The sequence below is a fragment of the Rhodococcus sp. JG-3 genome (assembly GCF_000482405.1).
In the GTDB taxonomy this organism is placed as follows: domain Bacteria; phylum Actinomycetota; class Actinomycetes; order Mycobacteriales; family Mycobacteriaceae; genus Rhodococcoides; species Rhodococcoides fascians.
In genome coordinates, this window is record NZ_KI519398.1 from 3032791 (window position 1) to 3056761 (window position 23971).

Below are 23971 nucleotides of genomic sequence, written 5' to 3' on the forward strand. Positions count from 1 at the left end.
TTTGACTGCAGGGGATAGTCGACATTTGTACCGCTCTCCATACCAAGGGATTTCGATGACCCTCCCCATTCTCGACCGCTCCAGAATCGTTGCTACGCCCGAATGGAGTCGCTGGCTGATACCCCCGGCAGCCCTGTCGATACACCTGGCGATCGGATCTGCGTACGCCTGGAGCGTCTTCAAGAACGCCATCTCACAGCCCGACGCCCTGGGGCTCAGCGGAACGGTCACCGCCATACCGTTTCAGCTCGCCATCGTCATGCTCGGCCTGTCGGCCGCGATCTTCGGCACCAGAGTGGAGAAGAACGGCCCGCGGTGGGCGATGGCCGTCTCACTTGTCTTCTTCGTATCGGGACTGCTCATTTCCGCACTCGGCATGGCACTCGGCCAGTTCTGGCTGGTGATCTTCGGATACGGCTTCATCGGCGGTATCGGCCTCGGAATCGGATATATCTCGCCCGTGTCGACGCTGATGAAGTGGTTCCCGGACCGGCCGGGAATGGCGACCGGTATCGCGATAATGGGCTTCGGCGGCGGCGCCCTGATCGCGTCACCTCTCACCAGCCAACTGATGGTGAACTTCGGCGGCTTCACCGATGGTTCGATCGCCAAGACGTTCCTCACCCTCGGCGTCGGGTACGCGGTGTTCATGGCGCTGGGAGTCGTGCTGATCAGAGTCCCGGCCGAGGGGTGGACACCGAAAGGCTGGACGCCTCCCGCGGCGTCGGCGATGATCTCGACCCACAACGTCTCCGCGGCCAACGCCGTCAAGACTCCGCAGTTCTGGCTCCTGTGGGTGGTGTTGTGCTTCAACGTCACTGCCGGCATCGGCATCCTCGAACGCGGCTCCGGGATCTACCAAGACTTCTTTCCGGACGCCACCTCCCCGGAATCGTTGGCCGCGGCGGCCGCTGGTTTCGTGGCGTTCCTGTCTCTGACCAACATGATCGGTCGCTTCGTCTGGTCCTCGGTCTCGGACGTGGTGGGTCGCAAGAACATCTATCGTCTGTACCTCGGTGTCGGCGCGCTCCTGTACCTCTACATCGCCCTGTTCACCAACACGAACAAGATTCTCTTCATGGTGTCGGCGCTGTTGATCCTGTCGTTCTACGGCGCGGGATTCGCAACCGTTCCGGCCTATCTCAAAGACCTCTTCGGTACGTACCAGGTGGGCGCAATCCACGGACGACTGCTCACCGCATGGTCGGTGGCAGGTGTTCTGGGACCACTGATCGTCAACGCCATCGCCGACGCCGGCGAGGCGGGAACCACCGGCCGGTACCTACCGGCCTTCTACGTGATGATCGGATTGTTGGTCGTCGGGTTCCTGGCCAACGAAGCCATCAAACCGGTGGCGTCGAAATTCCATGAATCCGATTCGGCCGACGCCGCCGATTCGACGACCTCGACAGGAGCCAAGGCATGACCACCGCGCGAATGCAGGGAACGATGGTGATCGCATGGCTCTGGGTGTCCGTGCCGTTCGCCTACGGACTGTACGAGCTGATCCTCAAGGCCAAGAATCTCTTCAGCACCTGAACCACCGTGTCGGTGGATCGTGACAGGGTGGCCCGATGCGAGACATGAGCGCTGCCATGGCGCGCCGCACCGCCTTGGCCGCCCAAGGACTGGCGTCGACCCGATCGCGCACGCGGCCGGCGAGCAAGAGCGCGGTGCACGGAGCCATCGACACCACCGGGTTGTTGCAGATCGATTCGGTGTCGGTGGTGGTGCGCGCGCACTACGCGCCGGTGTTCAGTCGCGTCGGTGTCTACGACAGAAAAATCCTCGACGACGCCGCATGGACCGATACCACCCGACGCCCGAGGCGGTTGGTCGAATACTGGGCGCACGAGGCAGCGTTGCTCCCGGTGGAGGACTGGCCGCTGATGCGGTGGCGCATGGAGTTGTACCGACACGGTCGATGGGGTGGAGCCGCCCGCATTCTCGATCGTGAACCCACACTGGTGGACGATGTTCTCGCTGTGATCGCAGAGCGCGGCGCGGCCAGTGCGGGTGAGATCGAGAAGCATCTCGACGTCGAGAAGCCCGGGCGCAAGGGTCCCTGGTGGGATCGAAGCGACGTCAAGGTCGTGTGCGAGCAACTCTTCGCTGCCGGAGTGGTCAGCGTGCCGGCACGGTCCGGGTTCGTTCGGCAGTACGAGCTCAGCGAACGGGTGCTTCCCGAAACTGTTCTCCGCAGGCAGTTCGACGAAGCGGATGCGGTGCGGGCCCTGATCGAAAAGTCCTCTCGTGCACTGGGAATCGGCACCGAGCCGGATCTGCGAGACTACTATCGGCTCTCCCAGAAGCAGTCCAAGGCCGCAATCGCCGACCTCGTGGAAGACGGCGTCCTGGAGCAGGTGTCCGTCCGAGGGTGGAACGCGCCGGCCTATGTGCACCGCGACGCCAGAACACCGAGGACTGCCACCGTCGCAACCCTGTTGTGCCCGTTCGATCCGATGATCTTCTATCGGCCGCGTGTGGAGAGAATCTTCGATTTCCACTATCGCATCGAGATATACACCCCGCAGCACAAGCGAATTCACGGGTACTACGTATTTCCCTTCCTGCTGGACGGCCATCTCGTGGCACGCGTCGATCTCAAGGCCGTGCGGGCGAACTCGGAACTACACGTCATAGCGGCGTACGTCGAAGGCGACCGCGATCCACGCGACATCGCACCCCGGTTACGCGACGTCCTGCACGAGATGGCGGAGTGGCTCGAACTCGAACGTGTGGTGGTGGGTACCCGAGGTGATCTCGTCGCTGCGCTGCGATGACATGATCCGGCGTGCGCTCGGTACGGATCGGTGCCAGTATTTTCGAGCATGACCACTTTTCCGACAGGCATCGACACCGAACTCCCACCCCAGGTCGTCGTCCTGTTCGGGGCGACGGGAGATCTCGCCAAACGGAAACTGCTCTCCGGGATGATGCACTTGGCGCTGTCCGAGCTGGCACCGAACATCCGCGTGGTGGGTACCTCGCTCGAGGAAATGTCCACCGACGAATTTCGCGCCCTCGCTCGCGAATCGATCAATGCGTACTCCAGCCGCAAAGTCGGCGACGAACAGTGGCGGCAGTTCGCGTCGCGGCTGACGTACGTCTCGCAGAAAGCCGGGCCGGCGGCGTTGGGTGCCGCGGTAGCAGAGGCCGAGATCGAACTCGGAGGCAACGCCAGGCGGTTGCACTACCTGTCGGTTCCGCCGAGAGCTGCACTGGCCGTAGTGGATACGCTCGCCTCCGCAGACCTGGTCAAGCGATCGCGCATCATCATGGAGAAGCCGTTCGGAACCGATCTGCAGAGCGCAATCGACCTGAACGCTCGCCTGCACGAGACCTTCGACGAAGAACAGATCTATCGAATCGATCACTTCCTCGGCAAGGAACCGGCGCAGAACATCCTGGCGTTCCGTTTCGCCAACGGGCTGTTCGAGCCGATCTGGAACCGCAACTTCATCGATCACGTTCAGATCGACATCCCGGAGGAGCTCGCCCTCGACGGTCGGGCCGGGTTCTACGAGTCCACCGGTGCGTACAAGGACATGGTCGTCACTCACCTGTTCCAGGTGCTCGCGTTCATGGCGATGGAACCGCCGACGGCGCTCGAACCGCGTGCGATCGGTGAAGAGAAGAACAAGGTGTTTCGATCGATGGTCCCGTTGGACCCGAAAAATGTTGTGCGCGGACAATATACGGGCTACCGCTCGGAGGAAGGTGTCGCCCCCGATTCCGACACCGACACGTTCGTTGCACTGAAATGCGAAATAGACAACTGGCGCTGGGCCGGTGTGCCGTTCTACCTCCGTAGCGGGAAACGTCTCGCCGAAGGCCAACGCATCATTTCGATAGCGTTCCGAGAGCCACCGAAGAGCATGTTCCCTGCCGGTTCGGGCGTCGGAGCGCAAGGTCCCGACCACCTCACCTTCGACCTGGCGGACGCATCCAAGGTGTCGCTGTCGTTCTACGGCAAGCGGCCCGGGCCCGGGATGCGGCTGGACAAACTGAGCATGCAGTTCGCCACACACGAAACCGAACGCGCCGGCGACGTGCTCGAGGCCTACGAGCGGTTGATCCTCGACGCCATGTACGGCGACCACACGCTGTTCACGACGGCGGAGGGTATCGAACGACTGTGGCAGGTATCGGAGCCGTTGCTTGCCGATCCACCGCCGGTGCGCCTGTACTCACCGGGGTCGTGGGGCCCCAACGCAATTCATCAACTCATCGCGCCGCATGCCTGGCGGCTGCCGTTCGAGCGTCAGTGGAGAGAGAAGAAGTAGAGGCGCGAAAAGAAACAGGGGAGTGCGCCCTCAGTTGTTCCAACCGCGGTCCTTGCGCATCTGATCTCGTAGCGCGCCCTGAACCGCTTGGGAGAGCCACGAGTTGAGGGACACCCCGCTGTTGTTCGCTGCGTCCTCGGCTCGTTCCTTGATCTGCTCGACGAGTCGGAGCGTGACGCGTCGTACCTCGCCCGAGACGTCGTCCATGGTCGGATACTCCTCGGCAACAGGCTCTTTGCGCTCGCCGTCGTGGTCCGATGTCGAATCGTTGCGTCGAACGTCTGCGTGTGCCTGCCCACCGTCCAGGCGGACGACCACGGTTCGATCGTCCAGTTCGTTCGACACCTCGGCCGCGAAGTCCGACAGGGCGGTCAGCAGCATCAACCGCGCCGACGCTTCCGCGGTCTTGCCGAGGGCCTCGGCTGTCTGCCTGGTGTGTTCATCGCCCAACGCCGCCGCGGCCATCAAATCGGTGCGCAGCGTGTCGGTGTATTGGCTCAGTTCCATGACGCCAGTGTGACGTCAGGAATGGCGTCAGTCAAGGCGTCGGGTGATGTCAGGTCGACGTCACGAAGGCAACAGCGGTGGCGTCGTGCGCGGCAGGGTGCGGTCGACGCCGTTTAGGGTTGGGCGGTGTCGTCAGAAATCAGAGGTCGAGCTGCGCCTCGAACAGTCGCGCTGAACGTGCAGTTGGTGGCCCGAACCGAGTTCGTTCCACCCGCCGATATCCCGTGGGAGACCGACGCGGACGGTGGGCAGGCGTTGGTGGAATTCGCAGGCAGAGCGTGTTACCAGAGTTGGTCGAAACCGAACCCTCGCACTGCGACCAATGCGTCGTATCTGCGTCATCTGCTCGACGTCGGACACCTGTCGGTGCTCGAGCACGCGAGCGTGAGCTTCTACATCACCGGTATCTCCCGGTCGTGCACACACGAGTTGATTCGGCATCGACATTTCTCGTACTCGCAGTTGTCGCAGCGCTTCGTTCCCGAACACGATGCCAACGTGGTGCTTCCGCCGGCCGTGGAGGGCGATCCCGAGCTCGAGGCCCTGTTCGCATCGGCGACGGAGGCGAGTCGGGCCGCGTACAGCGAGTTGCTCGCTGCCCTCGACGGCAAACTGGAGTCGGTCACCAATGCTGCGTTGCGGGGCAAGCAGGCGCGGCAGGCCGCGAGATCGGTTCTGCCCAACGCGACCGAGACACGCGTGGTGGTGAGTGGGAACTATCGCGCTTGGCGGCATTTCGTGTCGATGCGGGCCTCGGAGCACGCGGACGTCGAAATTCGCCGCGTCGCCGTCGAATGTCTGCGTAAGCTCGTGAACGTGGCACCCGACGTGTTCGGCGACTTCGAGATCACGACCCAGCCGGACGGAACGGAAGTCGCACGCAGCCCCTTCGTCACCGAGGTCTAGGAATCGCGTTCGAGGCTCGAACGGACCGGCGCGGACCACCGGTGTCAGCCGGGAGTCCCGCTGCGTAGGAGTGGGTAAAGCACCGGGTAATCTGCTGCCATGACCTACGGTGACGCCGCTCCTTCCGTTGCGCCTGTGTTCGGTACGGTGCTCACCGCAATGGTGACCCCGTTCACGGCCGACGGGAAGTTGGATATCGACGCAGGCGTTCGGCTCGCGCATCATCTCGTCGAACAGGGAAACGACGGGCTGGTGCTGGCCGGGACGACGGGTGAGTCGCCCACCACCACCGAGAACGAGAAGCTCGAGCTTTTGCGCGCCGTGATCGCGGCTGTCGGACATCGGGCTCGGATCATCGCCGGGGCCGGGAGCAACGACACCGCACACAGCGTCGAACTGGCCCGTGATGCCGCTCGCGCCGGTGCGCACGGCCTGCTCGTGGTCACTCCGTACTACTCCAGGCCACCGCAGGCGGGCCTCTACGCCCACTTCACTGCGGTCGCCAACGCCACCGATCTGCCAGTGATGCTCTACGACATTCCGCCTCGATCGGTCGTCCCCATCGAGACCGAAACGCTGCGTCGGCTCGCCGAGCACCCCCGCATTCTTGCCGTCAAGGATGCGAAGGGCGATCTCAACGCCGGTGCCGAGCTGATCGCGTCGACCGGTCTGCAGTTCTACTCCGGCGACGACCCGCTGAACCTGCCCTGGCTCTCGGTCGGTGCCACCGGGTTCGTCAGCGTCATCGGGCACCTCGTTCCGGCCCGTCTGCGCGAACTCCACACCGCATTCATGATGGGCGACATCGCCCGCGCCCAAGCGATCAACGTCAGCCTCATCCCGGTCATCCGTTCGGTGGCACGCCTCGGCGGCGTCAGCGCATCGAAGGCAGGACTGCGCCTCATCGGACTCGATGTCGGCGAACCACGACTTCCCCAGGTGCCACCGAGCATCGATCACATCGAATTGCTCGCAGCCGAGCTGCGGGCGGCAGGAGTTCTTGTATGACACGACCTAACAGATCGCGCGGACGCGCAACCCGAAACGCCGGACCGCCGTCCGAGCGTCCCGCTCCCAAGCAGGGCCAACCTTCGGGTGCCCGCCAGGGCAAGCCGATGGTGCAGAATTCCGCTCGGACGCAGCGTCCCGACAAGCGTCGTGAGTTCGACCCGACCGAGCGTCTCGGCACACCGCCGAAGGCGCCGTTCAAGGGCCTACGAGTGGTCGCGCTCGGCGGAATCGGCGAAATCGGTCGCAACATGACCGTCTTCGAGCATCAGGGCAAGATGCTGATCATCGACTGTGGCGTCCTGTTCCCCGAGGATCAGCAGCCGGGCGTCGACCTGATCCTGCCCGACTTCAGGCACATCGAGAACCGCATGGCCGATGTCGAGGCGGTGGTGCTGACGCACGGTCACGAGGACCACATCGGCGCAGTCCCGTTCTTGCTTCGACTGCGTCCCGACCTGCCCGTCGTCGGATCGAAGTTCACCCTCGCGCTGGTCGCGGCCAAGTGCCGTGAGCACCGGCTGCGGCCGAATCTCGTCGAGGTGATCGAGGGTCAACACACACAGCACGGGCCGTTCGACTGCGAGTACTTCGCCGTCAACCACTCCATTCCCGACGCCCTCGCGATCGCCATCAGAACCGACGCGGGACTGGTGCTGCACACCGGAGACATCAAGCTCGATCAGCTGCCGCTCGACGGTCGTCTGACCGACCTGGCCGGTTTCTCACGGCTCGGTGACGAGGGCGTGGACCTCTTCCTGGTCGACTCCACCAATGCCGAAGTGCCCGGATTCGTCACGCCGGAACGGGAGATCGGCGGAGTGCTCGACACCGTCATCGGCAAGGCGAAGCAGCGGGTCATCGTCGCGTCGTTCGCCAGTCACGTGCACCGCATCCAGCAGGTCATCGACGTGGCCGAGCGGTACAACCGTCGAGTGGCATTCGTCGGTCGTTCCATGGTGCGCAACATGCAGATCGCCCAGGATCTCGGCTACCTGCGGGTGCCCGACGGCCTCGAGGTCAATGTCGATACCGCCGCAACGCTTCCCGACGACCGGTTGGTACTCATCTCCACCGGTTCGCAGGGCGAGCCGTTGTCGGCGCTGTCCAGGATGGCGCGCGGCGAGCACCGTCAGATCAACGTCAAAGCCAACGATCTCGTGGTGCTGGCGTCGTCGCTGATCCCGGGCAACGAGAACTCCGTGTTCGCAGTGGTCAACGGCCTCGCCAAGCGTGGCGCGACCGTCGTGACGCAGCAGAACGCGAAGGTGCACGTCTCGGGTCACGCATCGGCAGGCGAATTGCTGTACCTCTACAACGCAGTGCGGCCGACCAACGCCATGCCGGTACACGGCGAGTGGCGTCACCTGCGGGCCAATGCCGCTCTGGCAAAGGCGACCGGTGTATCCGAGGACCGGATCGTGCTCGCCGAGGACGGCGTCGTTGTCGACATGGTCGACGGGCTCGCCGAGATCGTCGGGCAGGTCCCTGTCGGTCACGTCTACGTCGACGGGTTGTCGGTCGGCGATGTCGGAGATTCGACGCTGTCGGATCGTCTGGTGCTCGGCGAGGGCGGCTTCATCGCGATCAGCGTTGCCGTCGATTCGGCCACCGGTCGTGCAGTGACCGCGCCCGAGGTGTCCGGTCGCGGCTTCTCCGACGACCCGGCGGCCCTGAAAGAGGCCGGCCAGCTCGTGGAGGCCGAGCTGCAGCGGCTGGCCTCGGACGGAGTGTCCGACACCCACCGGATCGCTCAGGCCGTCCGCCGCGTCGTGGGCCGGTGGGTAGCGGACAAGTACCGGCGTAAGCCGATGATCGTTCCGACGATCATCGCGGTCAAGCCGCAACCGCAGTCCTAGAGTTCAGACGAGCAGTCGCCACAGGCCGATGAGGCCGAGGACGACGATGGCACCGCGCAGGGCCGCCGGCGACAGCCGGCGGCCGTAGCGTGCTCCCACCGCTCCGCCGATGAGGGAGCCGACCGCGATCAGACCGGCGGCCTGCCAGCTGATGTCGTCGAATCGGAAAATCGTGAAAGCAACTGCTGCAACGACATTCACCACCAGCGAGAGCAAGTTCTTGGCAGCGTTCATGCGCTGCATGGATTCGGGGAGCAGCGCGCCCATCACTCCGATGAGCAGGATTCCTTGTGCTGCAGTGAAATAGCCCCCGTAGATGCCGACCAGCAGAGTGCCGACGGTGACCAGCGCCATGCGGCCGCGGCCGATGTGGCCGGCCGCCTTGCCGGCCGCCTCGGACCGACGTTTGGCCCAGGCCTGGATCTTCGGTTGTGCGACAACGAGAATCAACGCACCGATGAGCAACACCGGAACGACAGAAGCGAATACTTTTTCGGGCAGATGCAACAGCAGCCACGCGCCACCGAGTGCGCCGAAGAAAGAGGAGGGAAGCTGCCAACGCAGTCGGTGCCATTGCCCGCGAAGTTCCCGGCGATACCCCCAGGTGCCCGAGACGCTTCCCGCCACCAGTCCGATGGCGTTGGACATCGTGGCGACCACCGGGGGATAGCCGAACGCGACCAGGGTGGGGAACGTGATCAACGTGCCCGAACCGACGACGGCGTTGATTGCACCGGCTCCGAGGCCGGCGAGCAGGATGACGAGAATTTCCGATACCGGCACTGTTGGGAGGCTACCCAGACGAAGGAGTAGGTCTCCCGGCAGGATGCCGCTCCTTCGGTGTAGCCGTAGCCTGGAGTACGTGAGCCTTGCCCAGGATGAACGTTCCCAACTTGTTCGGACCCTTCTCGACGTCGGTCCCGATGCGCCGACACTGTGTGGTGAGTGGACTGCTGCCGATCTGGCCGCGCACCTCGTCGTTCGCGAACGGCGACTCGATGCGTCGCCGGGTATCTTTCTCGGTCCGTTGTCCGGATACACGGAGCGGGTTCAGCGTTCCGTCGCGAATCGACCGTTCGCGTCTGTGGTCGAGGACGTTCGCACCGGGCCGCCGATGTGGTCGCCGTTCGCCCTGCTGGATCCGCTGATCAACCTCGGTGAGATGTTCGTGCATCACGAGGATCTGCGCCGCGCGGAAGGGAACTGGACCCGACGGGTTCTGCCCAGCGCCGTCGAGTCCCGACTGTGGCCCCAGGTGCGGTTGATCGGACGAGCAGGGCACCGCTCGGCACCGGTTCCGGTGCATGTCCGCACCCCGGACGGCCGACAGGCCACCTTCAAGGGTGGCTCGGGCCCGGGTGTGACGGTGGTGGGGGAACCCTCCGAACTCCTTCTCTATGCGTTCGGTCGGGACCAGGTAGAGGTCGTGTACGAAGGTTCTGCGAACGATGTCGCCGCCGTGAAGGCGCTCGACCTGAGTTTCTGACGCACATCCGTCGTTGTTACTGGTGTTGCGGATGGTTTCGACGGGGCTGTTGCGACTAGCCTGGGGGCATGGCAGGAAAGACCAGCACCTCCACCGCCAGGGCCGGATCCAGCGGATCCGGCTCCTCGCGCGCGTCCGGTACCTCTCGTAAGTCCGGTACCGGCCGCACGGCTCGAACCGTCACGACACCGAAGAAGCCCACCGCACCGCGCAACCCGGCGACCACGCGGGCAAGCGCATCGTCTCGCGGTAAGGCACCCGCGAGAGGTGCGGCGTCGCGGCGGCCCCCCACGAAGAAGAAGTCCCGCGGTGCGCTCGACGCGATCGGTCGCGGAATCGCGTCCACATGGTCGATGGCGGCACGAGGTGTCGGTGCCACGACACGCACCGTCAGCAAGGCCGCGGACATCGAGCACGGTCACCGACGTGACGGAATCGCTCTCGGGCTCATCGCCGTCAGCGTCGTCGTCGCCGCAAGCGTCTGGTTCAGTGCCGGCGGCCCGGTCGGTGAGTGGATCGAGGTAGGGATCCGTGCCGTCATCGGCGACGCCGGCTACGTCGCACCCGTGCTGGGGGTGGCGATCGCCGTCGTGCTGATGCGTTCCGAGCCTCGCCCCGAGGTCAGACCACGCCTGGTTCTGGGCTCGATACTGCTGGGCTTGCCCGTTCTCGGGCTGTGGCACATGGCGGCGGGGTCACCGACCGACGCCACCGGTCGGTCCGAAGGAGCGGGCTTCGTCGGCTACGTTGCGGGCGGACCCATTGCCGACGGCCTGACGGTGTGGCTCGCCGTACCGTTGCTGCTGCTCGCCGGCCTGTTCGGCGTGCTGCTGCTCACCGGCACCACGGTACGAGACGTACCGGACCGGATGCGGGCACTGTTCGGTACCGACAGTCGAGGCGACGAATACGACGAGTACGACCCGGCCGATTTCGGTTCGGAATTCGGCGACGAGGGCTACGGAGACTACGACTCGAACTTCGACGCCGACGGATACCCGGTGCACGGCACCACCGACCCGTACGACAACTACCCGACCGAGGAGTACATCCCGGTCGTCAAGCCATCACGCGCTCGCAAGACCCCTGCACCGGCACCGGAGGCCCCCACCGAGGTCATGACGCCTGCCGCGGCCGCGCCGGTCCCGATGCCCGAGCCTGCCGCGCCCCCACGGCCGAAGCCCAAGCCGATCGTCAAGGCCGCCGAACCCAAGCCGGCTGCCGACGACGACAAGATCGTCGTCGATCGCGTCGTCGACGGCGACTACACGCTGCCGTCGTTGTCGCTGCTCATCGACGGCGATCCGCCCAAGACGCGCAGCCAGGCGAACGACGCGATGATCGAGGCCATCTCCGAGGTCCTCGAGCAGTTCAAGATCGACGCTGCGGTCACCGGATTCACCCGCGGACCGACGGTCACCCGCTACGAGGTGGAGCTCGGACCGGGCGTCAAGGTCGAGAAGATCACTGCGTTGGCTCGCAACATCGCCTACGCGGTCGCGACCGACAACGTGCGATTGCTCGCCCCGATCCCCGGCAAGTCCGCCGTCGGTATCGAGGTGCCGAACTCGGATCGCGAGATGGTCCGCCTGGCCGATGTGCTGACCGCCCCGTCGACCCGCAAGGATCACCACCCTCTGGTGATCGGCCTCGGCAAGGACATCGAAGGCGATTTCGTCAGTGCCAACCTGGCGAAGATGCCGCACCTGCTGGTGGCGGGATCCACCGGTTCGGGTAAATCGAGCTTCGTGAACTCGATGCTCGTGTCGCTGCTGGCACGGGCGACACCCGACGAGGTCCGGATGATTCTGATCGACCCGAAGATGGTCGAGTTGACGCCGTACGAGGGCATCCCGCACCTCATCACGCCGATCATCACGCAGCCGAAGAAGGCTGCCGCGGCCCTGGCCTGGCTGGTCGAGGAGATGGAGCAGCGCTACCAGGACATGCAGATCAACAAGGTCCGGCACATCGACGACTTCAACAAGAAGGTGCGGTCCGGCGAGATCACCGCACCGTTGGGCAGCGAACGCGTCTACCGGCCGTACCCCTACATCCTGGCCATCGTCGACGAGCTTGCCGACCTGATGATGACCGCTCCTCGCGACGTCGAGGAAGCGATCGTGCGCATCACCCAGAAGGCGCGCGCCGCAGGTATCCACCTGGTGCTCGCCACGCAGCGTCCGTCCGTCGACGTCGTCACCGGTCTGATCAAGACGAACGTGCCCTCACGTCTGGCGTTCGCCACGTCGTCGTTGACCGACTCGCGAGTCATCCTCGATCAGCCCGGAGCCGAAAAATTGATCGGCATGGGCGACGCGCTGTTCCTGCCGATGGGTGCGGGCAAGCCGACGCGTCTGCAGGGTGCGTTCATCACGGACGAGGAAATCTCGGCCGTCGTCGACTTCGCCAAGAATCAGGCCGAGCCCGAGTACAACGACACCGTCACCGCCGCGAAGGTCTCGGACAAGAAGGACGTCGACCCCGACATCGGTGACGACCTCGACGTGCTGCTGCAAGCCGTCGAACTCGTCGTCACCAGCCAGTTCGGTTCCACGTCGATGCTGCAGCGCAAGCTACGGGTCGGATTCGCCAAGGCAGGACGACTGATGGACCTCATGGAGAACCGCGGCGTCGTGGGTCCGAGCGAGGGCTCGAAAGCCCGCGAAGTACTTGTCAAGCCCGACGAACTCGACGGATTGCTGTGGTCCATCAAGGGCGGGGACCCGGACGAGCAGCCGGCGTCCGAGGAGTTCTGACGGGCTCTACACCTGCGTGAATGGACCATTGCAGCCGTCTGGGCGGTGCAATGGTCCATTCACGCAGAACGGGTGGGCGAGCAGACTCAGGCCGTGAACGCGCCCATCACCGGTGTCCATTCGTGGAAGTCTGCCGACTCGATGAGGTTCTCGACCGCGAAAGGATCCTGGGCGAACAGTGATTCCACGGATGCGGCGTCCGGGCCATCCACGAGCAGCAGAGCGCCGCTGTCGTCGGCGAACGGGCCACTGGAGACGAGCGTCTTCTTCTCCAACAAGTCGGCCAGCCACGCCCGGTGTGCGGCGCGATGGGTGTCGCGGCCCTCGGTTGTCGTGGGGGAGTACGTGTAGGTGACGGCGATCAGGGGCATGGAGCTCACTTCCGGATTCGAGGGGTGTCCGGAGAATTCTGTCAGAGCGAAAGCAGCATGCGCGTGTTACCCAACGTGTTCGGCTTCACGTAGCTCAGGTCGAGAAACTCTGCGACGCCGGTGTCGTACGACCGGCACATCTCCGCGTACACCTCGGCAGTGACGGGCGTTCCCTCGATTTCGGAGAAGCCGTGCCGGGCGAAGAAATCCACTTCGAATGTCAGCACGAACACCTTCTGCAGCGCGAGCTCGCGTGCCACCTCGATGAGTTTGGCGACGATCAGGTGGCCGGCTCCGTGCCCCTTGGCTGCGGGGTCGACTGCCACCGTGCGTACCTCACCCAGGTCTGCCCAGAGCACGTGCAGAGCTCCGCATCCGATGACGTCGCCTGCGCGCTCGGCAATCCAGAACTCCTGCACTGCCTCGTACAGCGTCACCAGGTTCTTCTCGAGCAGGATTCGGCCCGCGTAGATGTCGATCAGCCGCTTGATCTCGGGAATGTCGGAGGTTCGGGCTCGACGCACGACCAGGGTGGCGTCGCCGATGGACGTGCCGTCCACGGTGTCGGAATACTCGTCGGATTCGGGATCGGCAGTGTCGCGACTCGCCCGATTCGGCCCAGAAGTCATGTGGTGAACAGTAGTCACCGATGCAACCGATAAACTTTCCGTGTGTCGTTCAGCGAGCAGTGTCCCCGTCTCGACGGGTCGGTGCTGCCCGAACGCCGACACACCATCGAAGGCCCGGTCCGCGGCCGAGAAGCGGCTTCGTGACCGGCCCGACAGCGCCGGGCCACGGTGTTCCGCCCGGCGGTGCCTCGCGCAGTCCGGGGCTGCCGCACGGCAACGCTGCTCCGGGCGGATCGGACGCCGTCCCGCTGCTCAACATCGCCAATGTGTTGACCGTGCTGCGCATCGCTCTGGTTCCGGTCTTTCTTGCGGCACTCTTCGTCGGAGACGGTCACGACACCTCGTGGCGGTTGGCGGCGACGGCGATCTTCGCCGCAGCGGCCATCACCGACCGGATCGACGGCCAACTCGCCCGCAAGTACGGACTCGTCACCGATTTCGGGAAGATGGCCGACCCCATCGCCGACAAGGCGCTGATCGGCGCTGCCCTCGTCGGACTGTCGATGTTGGGCGATCTGTCCTGGTGGGTGACGGCGATCATCGGGGTACGCGAAATAGGCATCACCGCTGTCCGGTTCGCCGTCATTCGTCACGGAGTCATTCCGGCCGGTCGTGGCGGCAAGGTCAAGACACTGGTCCAGACATTCGCGATCGGCGTGTATCTGTGTCCGCTGCCCAGCGCAGTCGATCCAGTGGCGGTGGCGCTGATGGCTCTGGCGGTTCTGCTGACCGTGTACACCGGCCTGGACTACGTGGTTCAGGCGATTCGGTTGCGCCGGGGTGTGTCCTCGGTGTGAGTGCATTCGACGGGCGTCCACGAGGCGATGCGGGAATTTACAGTTCTGACAGCCGTGTCGGAGCCCCTTCGGCGCGTGTCGGAGGCGACGGGCATATAGGGTCGGGAACCAATCGGGCCGGCTGGGACGTTGACCCTACGACGGCTCCGAACGAACGATACGAACGTGGTCGTCTCGACGGCACAGTCGTCGGCAACAGCACCAACGAGGAGGAGCGAGATGGCGCTGCTATTGCGTGAAGCACTCGGCGACAGTTTGCGGCGTACTCGCGTCGCACAGAGCCGCACCCTGCGTGAAGTCTCGAACACCGCGCGCGTGAGCCTCGGCTACCTCTCCGAGGTGGAGCGTGGTCGCAAGGAAGCGTCGAGCGAACTGCTCGCAGCGATCTGCGATGCTCTCGCCGTTCCTCTCTCCGACGTGATGAGCGACGTGAGTATCACGCTGTCGGATGCATCCACCGCTGCTGTGCGTGCCGAGGAATCGGCTGTGGCCACCCGCATCGACGGAGATACACGAGTCGTGATTCCGGCACCTGCTGCCAGAGCTCTCGCCGCCGCCTAAGATCGAACGAGTAGCCGAAGTCGGCTGCCGGCCCCACCGAATCACCCGAACATCACTGCACTGACAGGTTCATTTCGGTCACTGCGACAGCAGCCGACCCGTACGCGGCCACCGCGGCGCAACAGATGGAGGCAGGACCACCCCATGGCTAATCCTTTCGTCAAGGCCTGGAAATACATGATGGCGCTCTTCAATTCCAAGATCGACGAGAAGGCCGACCCCAAGGTTCAGATTCAGCAGGCGATCGAAGACGCGCAGCGGCAGCACCAGGCGCTGTCGCAGCAGGCGGCGTCCGTCATCGGCAATCAGCGTCAGCTCGAAATGAAGCTCAGCAGGCAGCTGGACGAGGTCGAGAAGCTCAACGCCAACGCTCGTCAGGCCGTGACGCTGGCCGATCAGGCCGCCACTGCAGGTGACGTCGAGAAGGCCACGCAGTACACCAACGCGGCCGAGGCGTTCGCGGCTCAGCTCGTGACTGCTGAGCAGAGCGTCGAGGACCTCAAGGTTCTGCACGACCAGTCTCTGCAGGCTGCTACACAGGCCAAGAAAGCCGTCGAGCAGAACGCGATGGCCCTGCAATCGAAGGTCGCCGAGCGCACCAAACTGCTCAGCCAGCTCGAGCAGGCGAAGATGCAGGAGAAGGTCAGCGAATCGCTGCGCTCGATGGACAGCACGTTGTCGGCACCGGGAAACACCCCGAGTCTCGATGCGGTACGCGACAAGATCGAGCGTCGTTACGCAGACGCGCTCGGTTCCGCCGAGCTCGCTCAGAACTCCGTGTCCGGACGCATGCTCGAGGTTCAGCAGGCATCTGTGCAGATGGCCGGTCACAGCCGGCTCGAGCAGATCCGTGCCTCCATGGCCGGTGACTCCCTGCCCACGGGTAATTCCGCCGCCAAGCCGTCGATCGCCAAGGCCCCGGACGCAACGCCCGAGCCGCCGGCACAGGCGTGATCGACCGAACGCGCAGTTCGTTCGAGTAGACAGTAGTTCCGACGCATGAGCAACAAGAATCACGAACCCGGCCGGTCGCGTAAGCGGCCGGCCGTTTCGCTGGACAGGGAGACGGTGACAGCCGCCGTTGCCGAATCCGGAGCGGTGGTCCGGTCTCTGGCCGAGACAGCACGGGCCGCAGGAACCTCACTGCTCGATGCCGCCGGCCGTCGTAAGGATCCACGTGCCAAGCACCTGAAGAAGATTCGACGGGCTCGCCGGCGAAGTATCAGGTTCGGGGCCGCGTCGACGACCACTGCGGTGAGTACTGCGGGGATCGCAGCCTTGTCGGCTCCGGAATGGACTCTGTTCGTCGGTGGTGGTTCTGCCGCGCTCTTGGCCGTTCCTGCTGTGTTCGCCTTCGGTCGTTTGCGGCGACTGCGAGGTCAACCGGTTCCGGTGGGACTGCCCGGCAGGCGTTCGTTACCGCAGCGTGGATCTGCCGCCTTCGAGCCGATGTCACGTTTGGCAGGCGCAGAGCAGAGTCTGTTCGAGCTGCTCGGAATTCTGGCGCGATCGGGCACCATCGCCGCCGAGGACGTCGAAGAGATGATCGGCGTTGCCTCGGATGCGGTGAGGGGCTTGGAAGGTGTTGCCGTCGATATTGCGGCCCTCGAACGTGCGGGAGCGGCAAGCTCGTCGACACGCACGCATCTGCGGCCCGGAATCGAGGCTGCGGCAAGCGATCTCGCTGCCGGAGTGGATCAGTACGAGGATCTCGTCGCCGCTGCAGCACGGATGACCGGACCGGCCGGGTCCACGTCGAAGAACGTGGTGGAATCTCATCGCCGAGAATTGTTGTCTGCCACCGATCGACTGCAAGGGTGGGCCGACGCGCTCACCGAACTCGACGAAATCCGGTCACGACACCGGTGAGAAGATCAGGGTTCACCCCGATGTGTTCGCCGTGATCGGCTGCCAGTATCGACATAACGCGATACGACCCGGTGCGCGTCACACGGTAGGAGCCGTTCATGTTCTGGAAAATTCTCGGATTCATCGTTCTCGTCTGGATCGCACTTGCCTTGCTGGGCAGCATCATCAAGGGCTTGTTCTGGTTGGTCGTGGCCGGGGCCATCGTCTTCGGGCTGGTGTGGCTGTACAAGGCCATCTCCTCCGGTCACGACCGTTCGTCGCTGAAATACTGACTGCCGACCGCGTTACGTGCGCAGTGGGGAATCCGCTCCGACGAACACTCGCAACGCACGCGGCACGCATTCGATCGTGACGGGTAATTCTGCGATGCGTTCGCCGTCTGCGTACGCCACCATGTCGTCGCAGTGCACTGTCACGTTCCGGGCGCTGTAGACCTCGACCTCCGGAAGGTCGACGTGGGCACCCCGATACAACGTCGGCGACAGCGCAAGCAGTCGCGTTCGACTAACATCCCGGACGACAGTGATGGCGAACAGCCCGTCGTCCACTCGTGCGGTCGGGCAGATGGCCATGCCGCCGCCGTAGCTGCTGCCATTTCCGACGGCGACGAGAACGGCATCCAGGTGCAGCTCGGCGTCATCCAATTCTATTGTGTACGAGAGTGTTCGGAGAGCAGCCAACTGCAATATCATGGCCGCGTTGTACCGCAGCGGGCCGGCAAGCCACTGCAGGCGGCCGGCGCGCTCGGTGACCAGTGAATCGAAGCCGCTCGACAGGACCGTACCGAACCAGCGCGTCCCGACCCTACCGAGATCTATCGACGTCACGACTCCGTCGACCACGAGATCCGCTGCGCGGGTGGGATCGTCGAGGGGGACCCCGAGCGTCCGGGCCAAATCGTTGCCTGTGCCCGCAGGAATCAGTCCGAGCGGAGTGTCGGTTCCCGCGATCACCTGTAACGCGAGATTGACGACCCCGTCGCCGCCCACGGCAACGACGGCATCCGTCCCGCACCCGACGGCTCGCTTCAACAACTCCAGCGCATCACCCGCCGTTCGGCCCTCGACGGTCGAGACGTCGAGTTCACGCTCGCGCAGACGCGTCACGGCGCGCCGTGCTGCGTGGACTGCTCGACCACCGCCGGCCGTGGGATTGGTCAGAACGGTCACCGATCGCGTCATGCAAGCTCGAATTCGTCGGTCACTCGATCAGCTTGCCAGGGTCGAGGTTTCCTGCGCAGGTCGGCGGCGTGATCGGCACCCGACAATGGCACCGAAGAATACGGACGGACGGGCCGACGGTCACTGTGCAACACGGTGTCGCTGTTACTGTGAGGTATAGTAACGACACGAAATGTTTCCGAGTGAAGTACTTTACTTCCGACCGTTGTGCGAAGGGTGATCTGTGATCGAGCAGCAGGTGTCGACTCCCGCCTCGGTCGAGTCCTCCCCGGAGGCAGCACCCGAGAAGTCGGTGGAGGACACCGTTCTCGACGCCGCACGATCGTGCATCCTCGAACGAGGAGTCAAGCGTACGACCCTCGCCGAGATCGCACGACGCGCCAAAGTCAGCAGGCCCACGGTGTACCGGCGGTGGGCCGATACCCGAGCGGTGGTGTCGAGCCTGCTCACCCGTGAGATCGCTGCCCTGATTCCCGACTTCGACGCCACCGCGTCCGGACGCGAGCAGATCGTCGTTGCTGTGGTTCAGGCGGGAGATCGAATAAGGCAGCATCCGCTGTTCGTCAAGATTCTGCGGTCGGACTCGGACGTGCTCGCGACCTACATTCTGCACCGCCTCGGTACCAGCCAATCGTTGATCATCGATGCGGTGGCGCGTCTTGTCGAAGCGGGACAACGTGATTCGTCGATCCGCGACGGGGATCCGAATACCCTGGCGACGCTCGTCCTGCTCATGGTCCAGTCCGCCGTCCAGTCCGCCGAGATGGTGTCCGAACGGGTTCCGGGTGGCGAGGTGGTACGCCAGATGGCGGACGCCGTCGACGCCTACCTTCGTCCCGACAAAGCCTGACCGTCGGTGCCGCTGCCCGGCACGATCGGTGATCGTCCAGCGCGGCGATGTGGCACGCTGAGCGCGTGCGAGTAGCAGTGGTGGCCGGCCCGGACCCAGGACATGCGTTTCCCGCTATCGCCTTGTCGCTGTTGTTCGAGCGGGCGGGTGACGATCCGGTCCTGTTCACCGGAAGCCGGTGGGTCGGCGACGCCAGAGCGGCCGGTATTCGCACGCTCCCACTGGGTGGCCTGCGGCCGCGACCGGAGGACGACGATCTCGATGCCGGGCAGCGCATTCATTCGCGCGCAGCCTTTGTCGCGACAGAACTGTTGCCGGACCTCGAGCGCGAGAACGTCGATCTGGTGGTCTCCGATATTCTCACTGCCGGAGGCGGAATGGCTGCCGAGCGATTGGGAATTCCCTGGGTCGAGCTCTCGCCCCACCCGCTCTATTCGCCATCGAAGGGGTTGCCGCCCATCGGAAGTGGGCTCGCGCCCGGACGCGGTGTTCGGGGCCGTCTTCGCGATACGGTGATGCGCGCGTTGACGGCGCGCTCTATCGCCCGCGGGCAGCAACAGCGCGCCGACGCCCGAGTGAGCATCGGACTACCCGCACGCGATCCCGGGCCGGCTGCTCGGCTCATCGCCACCATTCCCGCACTGGAAGTGCCGCGGCCCGACTGGCCGAGGGATGCCCATGTGGTGGGCCCACTGCTGTGGGAGCCCACCGACGAATTGCTCGACGTCCCCGCCGGCGATACGCCGCTGGTGATGGTGGCCCCGTCGACGGCGTTCACCGGGGCCGAGGGAATGTTGGAGATGGCTCTGAAGGGATTGGACGGCACAGGCGTCCGGGTAGTGGCCTCGGTGCTCGACGGGGGGCCCGACGACGTGCCGGAATGGGCGAATGCCGGACTCGGTCGCCAGGACGAATTGCTGCGCCGCGCTGATGTCGTGGTGTGCGGAGGTGGTCACGGCATGTTGGCGAAGGCGCTCATCCACGGAGTTCCAGTGGTCACCGTGCCGGGCGGCGGCGATCAATGGGAGCTGGCGAACCGGGCCGCTCGGCAGGGGAGTGCCGTACTGGTGCGTCCCGCCACCGCGGGTGCAATTGCCGACGCCGTGTCCGCCGTGCTGTCCGACCCTCGTCATGCGGCGGCAGCGACCTCGGCGGCTGCAGGCGCGCATCACGTCGAGGATCCTGTCTCGGTCTGCCGCGAGGTGCTCGCCGGTAGCGACGCCGAGGGCGGGCGTTAGGCTGATCGATGTGCGTCTGACCGAATTTCGTGAACTGCTCACCGAGGAGTTCGGCTCCGTTCGAGGCAATTCCCTGCTCGCCGATCATGTGCTGTCCGGTATCGGACGGACGGGCGCGCAGGCCATCGAAGACGGTGTCGACCCGCGGGAAGTATGGCGGTCGATCTGTTACGAGTTCGATGTGCCCAAGGAACGTTGGTAGCTCCACCGCATCGGCTCGAGTCGCTCGGCGTGTCGAAAGCCGTGGTAGTTGACTCGAACACGTGTTCGCCTATGCTGATGTCAACGGTTGCTGGCCGGTCTCGAAGAACTTCTTGTCGGTACCCCGTTCTAGCGTTACCGCCAACAAGCTGATCGACAGACACAGCTGAACGAAACGACACAGGGAGCTCACGATGGCTGCATACGACCGCGACAAAGCGCTCGATCTCGCACTCGCGCAGATCGACAAGAATTTCGGTAAGGGCTCGGTGATGCGCCTCGGCGACGAGGTCCGTCAGCCCATCGCCGTCATCCCCACGGGATCGATCGCGCTCGACGTGGCACTCGGCATCGGAGGTCTGCCCCGCGGCCGAGTCATCGAGGTCTACGGTCCTGAGTCCTCGGGTAAGACCACCGTCGCATTGCACGCGGTGGCCAGCGCTCAGCGTGCCGGCGGAATCGCCGCGTTCATCGATGCCGAGCACGCGCTCGATCCCGACTACGCGAAGAAGCTCGGTGTCGACACCGACGCACTGTTGGTCTCGCAGCCCGACACCGGTGAGCAGGCCCTGGAAATCGCCGACATGTTGATTCGCTCCGGTGCCCTCGACATCCTCGTCGTCGACTCGGTGGCCGCACTGGTACCGCGCGCCGAGATCGAAGGCGAGATGGGTGACAGTCACGTGGGTCTGCAGGCCCGTCTGATGAGCCAGGCGCTGCGCAAGATCACCGGTGCCATGAGCAACTCCGGTACCACCGTGATCTTCATCAACCAGTTGCGCGAAAAGATCGGCGTCATGTTCGGTTCCCCCGAAACCACCACCGGTGGTAAGGCATTGAAGTTCTATGCCTCGGTACGTCTGGACATCCGTCGGATCGAGACGCTGAAGGACGGAACCGAGGCCATCGGTAACCGCACCCGTGTCAAGGTCGTCAAGAACAAGGTCGCGCCGCCTTTCAAGCAGGCCGAATTCGACATCATCTACGGCAAGGGCATCAGCCGTGAAGGCTCGTTGATCGACATGGGTGTCGAGCACGGGTTCATCCGCAAGTCGGGCTCGTGGTTCACCTACGAAGGCGATCAGCTCGGACAGGGCAAGGAGAACGCCCGTAAGTTCATGCTCGAGAATCCCGATGTGCGTGACGAAATCGAGAAGAAGATCATGGAGAAGCTGCAGATCGGTGCGGACGTCACCGCAGAGGAGCCCGCAGCTGCTCCGGTCGACTTCTAACCTGGGTTCGCTGTGCAGCAGCGAGACAACGGCGGCGGCACCGAAGCGCAGGCGAAAGACGTCTGCCTTCGGCTGCTGACCGACCGGGCCCGCAGCAGACACGAACTCGAAGCCAGCTTGGCCAAGAAGGGTTTCACCGACGAGGTCTCCACCGCAGTGCTCGACCGACTCGAGAAGGCGAAACTCGTCGACGACGAGTCGTTCGCGGAGCAGTGGGTTCAATCTCGGCACAAGTACTCCGGCAAGGGCAAACGCGCTCTGAGCATGGAGCTGCGGAACAAAGGCGTCAGCAACGAGTTGGCCGTGAACGCCCTGGATCTGATCGATGCCGAAGACGAGCGGCAGCGTGCTGCGGAGTTGGTGCGCAAACGATTCCGAACGCTGCATCTGCCGGATCCGAACGGGCCCGACGCACGAGCCGAACGCGACAAAGTGGTGCGCAAGTTGGTCGGGATGCTGGCCCGCCGCGGCTACTCGCAGGGAATGGCATTCGCCGTGGTCAAGGAACAACTCGATCGCGTGGGAGCCGACACCGAAGACTTCGACGGCCCAGATTCGATGTGATCGTCCACATCGAGTCCAGGTAGTCGAGAAACAGTATGGCCCGCAACACCATCGGTGTTGCGGGCCATACTGCTGTGCAGCCGAACGGTGCGGAGCTCAGGCCGCTTGACCGCCGTCGAGTGCAGGCACGACAGCGGCGGTGCCGCCCTTACGCTTTCGCGATCGCAGACGCCGCTCGACCACGGTCGCCAGTTTCGTCAACGCCGAGTTGATGATGATCATGATGACGGCGACGATGATCAGCGACGGGAGGTAGTTGCTGTAGAACGCGCCGACCTGCTGACCGGAACGGACGACTTCGACGTACCCGATGATGTATCCCAGCGCCGAGTCCTTCAGTGCCACCACCATCTGCGAGATGATGGCGGGCAGCATCGCGGTCACGGCCTGGGGGAGCAGTACCAGGGTCATGACCTGGCTCTTGCGCATGCCCAGCGCCGAGGCGGCTTCGCGCTGACCCTTCGGCAGTGAATTGACTCCGGCACGTACGATCTCGGCGATCACCGATCCGTTGTACAGAGTGAGGCCGGTGACCACCGCGGCCAACGCCAGGTACTTGACCTTGAAGACCTCGTAATCGGCGTACACCGCGTACAGGAAGATCATCAGGATCAGCACGGGAACTGCACGGAACAATTCGACGATCGCACCGCTGACGATCCGTACAGCGCGGTGATCCGAGAGGCGGCCGATGCCGAGGACGGCACCGAGAATCAGGGCGAACACGATCGACAATGCCGCCGCGACCAGAGTTCCCTGAATACCGGGCAACAGGTACGTGGTCCACGTTGTCGATTCGAGGAACGGGTCCCACTTCTCGGCAGTGAGCTGCCCCTTCGAGTCGAGGGCGCGGTAGATCAGAAATGCGATTCCGAGCGAGATCACCGCTACGACGACAGTCAGAATGCGGTATCGCAGTACCGCTTTGGGTCCGGGAACGTCGTACAGAACTGCTACTGCATCACTCATCATGACACCGCCAATCGCTTGCTGATGTAGCCGAACAGCAACCCGGTCGGGAGCGTCAAGATCATGAATCCGAGCGCGAAGATTCCGCCGACGACGAAGATCGCGGCCTCGTTCTCGATCATGTTCTTCATCAGGAACGACGCCTCGGCGACGCCGATGACCGATGCGATGGTCGTGTTCTTCGTCAACGCGATCACGACGCTTCCCAGCGGGCCGACCACCGCGCGGAACGCCTGAGGAAGAACGACGATCGAGATGTTCTGGGTGAACGTCATTCCCAGCGAGCGGCCCGCTTCGGCCTGCCCCACCGGGACGGTGTTGATGCCCGATCGCAGTGACTCGGCCACGAACGACGCGGTGTAGATGCTCAGCCCGAGGATTGCCAATCGAAAGTTGTTGTCGTCGAGTGACGTCGGTGAGGACTCCGACGCCAGAGAAACGCCCATTGTCTGGTACAGCCCGAACGAGGTGAACAGAATGATCAGGGTCAGGGGGGTGTTACGAAAGATGGTGACGTACGTCGCCGCAATTCCGCGCGCAATCGGAATGGGTGATACGCGCATCGCGGCGATGATCGTTCCGATGACCAACGCACCGACGAGGGATGCCAACGTCAGGTAGATGGTCGAGAGGAACGCGTCGATCAGTTGATCGCCGTACTTGCTCAATAGGTTCACGGTGCTTGTTGATCCTCACGG

25 protein-coding genes are annotated in these 23971 nt (G+C 64.1%); 18 read left to right on the top strand and 7 right to left on the bottom strand.

What is annotated here, in order from left to right:
- Positions 1-55: 55 nt before the first annotated feature.
- From K414_RS0115790 to zwf, 3 genes are all read left to right on the top strand, one after another.
- A complete protein-coding gene (locus K414_RS0115790; RefSeq protein ID WP_027496813.1) occupies positions 56-1426 on the top strand; it encodes an OFA family MFS transporter in 1371 nt (456 codons plus the stop codon).
- A 148-nt stretch (positions 1427-1574) separates the two neighbouring features.
- Positions 1575-2783, top strand: coding sequence for a crosslink repair DNA glycosylase YcaQ family protein (locus tag K414_RS0115800; RefSeq protein ID WP_027496814.1), 1209 nt, complete (start codon positions 1575-1577; stop codon positions 2781-2783).
- A 48-nt stretch (positions 2784-2831) separates the two neighbouring features.
- Positions 2832-4286, top strand: coding sequence for a glucose-6-phosphate dehydrogenase (gene zwf / locus K414_RS0115805; RefSeq protein WP_027496815.1), 1455 nt, complete (start codon positions 2832-2834; stop codon positions 4284-4286).
- Between the two features lie 30 nt (positions 4287-4316).
- Here the strand turns inward: zwf and K414_RS0115810 are convergent, their stop codons facing one another.
- Entirely contained in the window at positions 4317-4793 is a 477-nt protein-coding gene (locus tag K414_RS0115810) for a hypothetical protein (protein ID WP_027496816.1), read from the bottom strand.
- A gap of 126 nt (positions 4794-4919) precedes the next feature.
- Here K414_RS0115810 and thyX point away from each other — a divergent pair, with 126 nt between their 5' ends.
- The 3 genes from thyX to K414_RS0115825 all read left to right on the top strand — a co-directional run bounded on the left by thyX (position 4920) and on the right by K414_RS0115825 (position 8566).
- Entirely contained in the window at positions 4920-5699 is a 780-nt protein-coding gene (gene thyX / locus K414_RS0115815) for an FAD-dependent thymidylate synthase (RefSeq protein WP_237606189.1), read from the top strand.
- Between the two features lie 99 nt (positions 5700-5798).
- Complete coding sequence (dapA, locus tag K414_RS0115820; protein WP_027496818.1) at positions 5799-6707, top strand: 4-hydroxy-tetrahydrodipicolinate synthase; 909 nt, start codon at positions 5799-5801, stop codon at positions 6705-6707.
- Positions 6704-8566, top strand: a complete 1863-nt coding sequence (locus K414_RS0115825; protein ID WP_027496819.1) for a ribonuclease J — start codon at positions 6704-6706, stop codon at positions 8564-8566. Before dapA ends, K414_RS0115825 begins: the two co-directional genes overlap by 4 nt.
- 3 nt (positions 8567-8569) lie before the next feature.
- Here K414_RS0115825 and K414_RS0115830 read toward each other — a convergent pair whose 3' ends face one another.
- A complete protein-coding gene (locus tag K414_RS0115830; RefSeq protein WP_027496820.1) occupies positions 8570-9349 on the bottom strand; it encodes a sulfite exporter TauE/SafE family protein in 780 nt (259 codons plus the stop codon).
- A 79-nt stretch (positions 9350-9428) separates the two neighbouring features.
- On the opposite strand from K414_RS0115830, the gene K414_RS0115835 reads away from it, so the two are divergent.
- Both K414_RS0115835 and K414_RS0115840 read left to right on the top strand, forming a co-directional pair.
- Positions 9429-10052 (top strand): TIGR03085 family metal-binding protein, encoded by a 624-nt coding sequence (locus K414_RS0115835; RefSeq protein ID WP_027496821.1) that lies wholly within the window; start codon positions 9429-9431, stop codon positions 10050-10052.
- Between the two features lie 68 nt (positions 10053-10120).
- A complete protein-coding gene (locus K414_RS0115840) occupies positions 10121-12811 on the top strand; it encodes a DNA translocase FtsK (protein ID WP_202595069.1) in 2691 nt (896 codons plus the stop codon).
- Positions 12812-12897: 86 nt separating this feature from the next.
- Here the strand turns inward: K414_RS0115840 and K414_RS0115845 are convergent, their stop codons facing one another.
- Positions 12898-13182 (bottom strand): YciI family protein, encoded by a 285-nt coding sequence (locus K414_RS0115845; RefSeq protein ID WP_027496823.1) that lies wholly within the window; start codon positions 13180-13182, stop codon positions 12898-12900.
- 41 nt (positions 13183-13223) lie between these two features.
- A complete protein-coding gene (locus K414_RS0115850) occupies positions 13224-13811 on the bottom strand; it encodes an amino-acid N-acetyltransferase (RefSeq protein ID WP_237606192.1) in 588 nt (195 codons plus the stop codon).
- A gap of 203 nt (positions 13812-14014) precedes the next feature.
- Here K414_RS0115850 and pgsA point away from each other — a divergent pair, with 203 nt between their 5' ends.
- The 5 genes from pgsA to K414_RS29420 all read left to right on the top strand — a co-directional run bounded on the left by pgsA (position 14015) and on the right by K414_RS29420 (position 17310).
- The gene (gene pgsA / locus K414_RS0115860; protein ID WP_027496825.1) at positions 14015-14608 is read left to right on the top strand and encodes a CDP-diacylglycerol--glycerol-3-phosphate 3-phosphatidyltransferase; all 594 of its coding nucleotides are present in this window, start codon (positions 14015-14017) and stop codon (positions 14606-14608) included.
- Positions 14609-14827: 219 nt separating this feature from the next.
- On the top strand, positions 14828-15169 hold the full coding sequence (locus K414_RS0115865) for a helix-turn-helix transcriptional regulator (protein ID WP_027496826.1): 342 nt from the start codon (positions 14828-14830) through the stop codon (positions 15167-15169).
- Between the two features lie 144 nt (positions 15170-15313).
- Complete coding sequence (locus K414_RS0115870; protein WP_027496827.1) at positions 15314-16123, top strand: PspA/IM30 family protein; 810 nt, start codon at positions 15314-15316, stop codon at positions 16121-16123.
- Positions 16124-16168: 45 nt separating this feature from the next.
- Positions 16169-17038, top strand: coding sequence for a hypothetical protein (locus tag K414_RS0115875; RefSeq protein ID WP_230591973.1), 870 nt, complete (start codon positions 16169-16171; stop codon positions 17036-17038).
- 98 nt (positions 17039-17136) lie between these two features.
- Positions 17137-17310 carry a hypothetical protein gene (locus K414_RS29420; protein ID WP_027496829.1) on the top strand — a complete coding sequence of 58 codons (174 nt, stop codon included), beginning with the start codon at positions 17137-17139 and terminating at the stop codon, positions 17308-17310.
- A gap of 12 nt (positions 17311-17322) precedes the next feature.
- On the opposite strand, the gene K414_RS0115885 is transcribed toward K414_RS29420, so the two are convergent.
- A complete protein-coding gene (locus tag K414_RS0115885) occupies positions 17323-18219 on the bottom strand; it encodes a diacylglycerol kinase (protein ID WP_027496830.1) in 897 nt (298 codons plus the stop codon).
- 223 nt (positions 18220-18442) lie between these two features.
- Between K414_RS0115885 and K414_RS0115890 the strand changes: the two genes are divergently transcribed.
- The 5 genes from K414_RS0115890 to K414_RS0115910 all read left to right on the top strand — a co-directional run bounded on the left by K414_RS0115890 (position 18443) and on the right by K414_RS0115910 (position 22304).
- Entirely contained in the window at positions 18443-19069 is a 627-nt protein-coding gene (locus tag K414_RS0115890) for a TetR/AcrR family transcriptional regulator (protein ID WP_228139207.1), read from the top strand.
- Positions 19070-19134: 65 nt separating this feature from the next.
- The gene (locus K414_RS0115895; RefSeq protein ID WP_027496832.1) at positions 19135-20307 is read left to right on the top strand and encodes a nucleotide disphospho-sugar-binding domain-containing protein; all 1173 of its coding nucleotides are present in this window, start codon (positions 19135-19137) and stop codon (positions 20305-20307) included.
- 10 nt (positions 20308-20317) lie between these two features.
- Positions 20318-20509, top strand: a complete 192-nt coding sequence (locus K414_RS0115900) for a DUF3046 domain-containing protein (RefSeq protein WP_027496833.1) — start codon at positions 20318-20320, stop codon at positions 20507-20509.
- 193 nt (positions 20510-20702) lie between these two features.
- Positions 20703-21740, top strand: coding sequence for a recombinase RecA (gene recA, locus K414_RS0115905; RefSeq protein ID WP_027496834.1), 1038 nt, complete (start codon positions 20703-20705; stop codon positions 21738-21740).
- A gap of 12 nt (positions 21741-21752) precedes the next feature.
- Entirely contained in the window at positions 21753-22304 is a 552-nt protein-coding gene (locus tag K414_RS0115910; RefSeq protein ID WP_027496835.1) for a regulatory protein RecX, read from the top strand.
- A gap of 96 nt (positions 22305-22400) precedes the next feature.
- Here the strand turns inward: K414_RS0115910 and K414_RS0115915 are convergent, their stop codons facing one another.
- On the bottom strand, positions 22401-23273 hold the full coding sequence (locus K414_RS0115915) for an amino acid ABC transporter permease (RefSeq protein ID WP_027496836.1): 873 nt from the start codon (positions 23271-23273) through the stop codon (positions 22401-22403).
- On the bottom strand, positions 23273-23950 hold the full coding sequence (locus K414_RS0115920) for an amino acid ABC transporter permease (protein WP_027496837.1): 678 nt from the start codon (positions 23948-23950) through the stop codon (positions 23273-23275). Before K414_RS0115920 ends, K414_RS0115915 begins: the two co-directional genes overlap by 1 nt.
- Between the last annotated feature and the right edge of the window lie 21 nt (positions 23951-23971).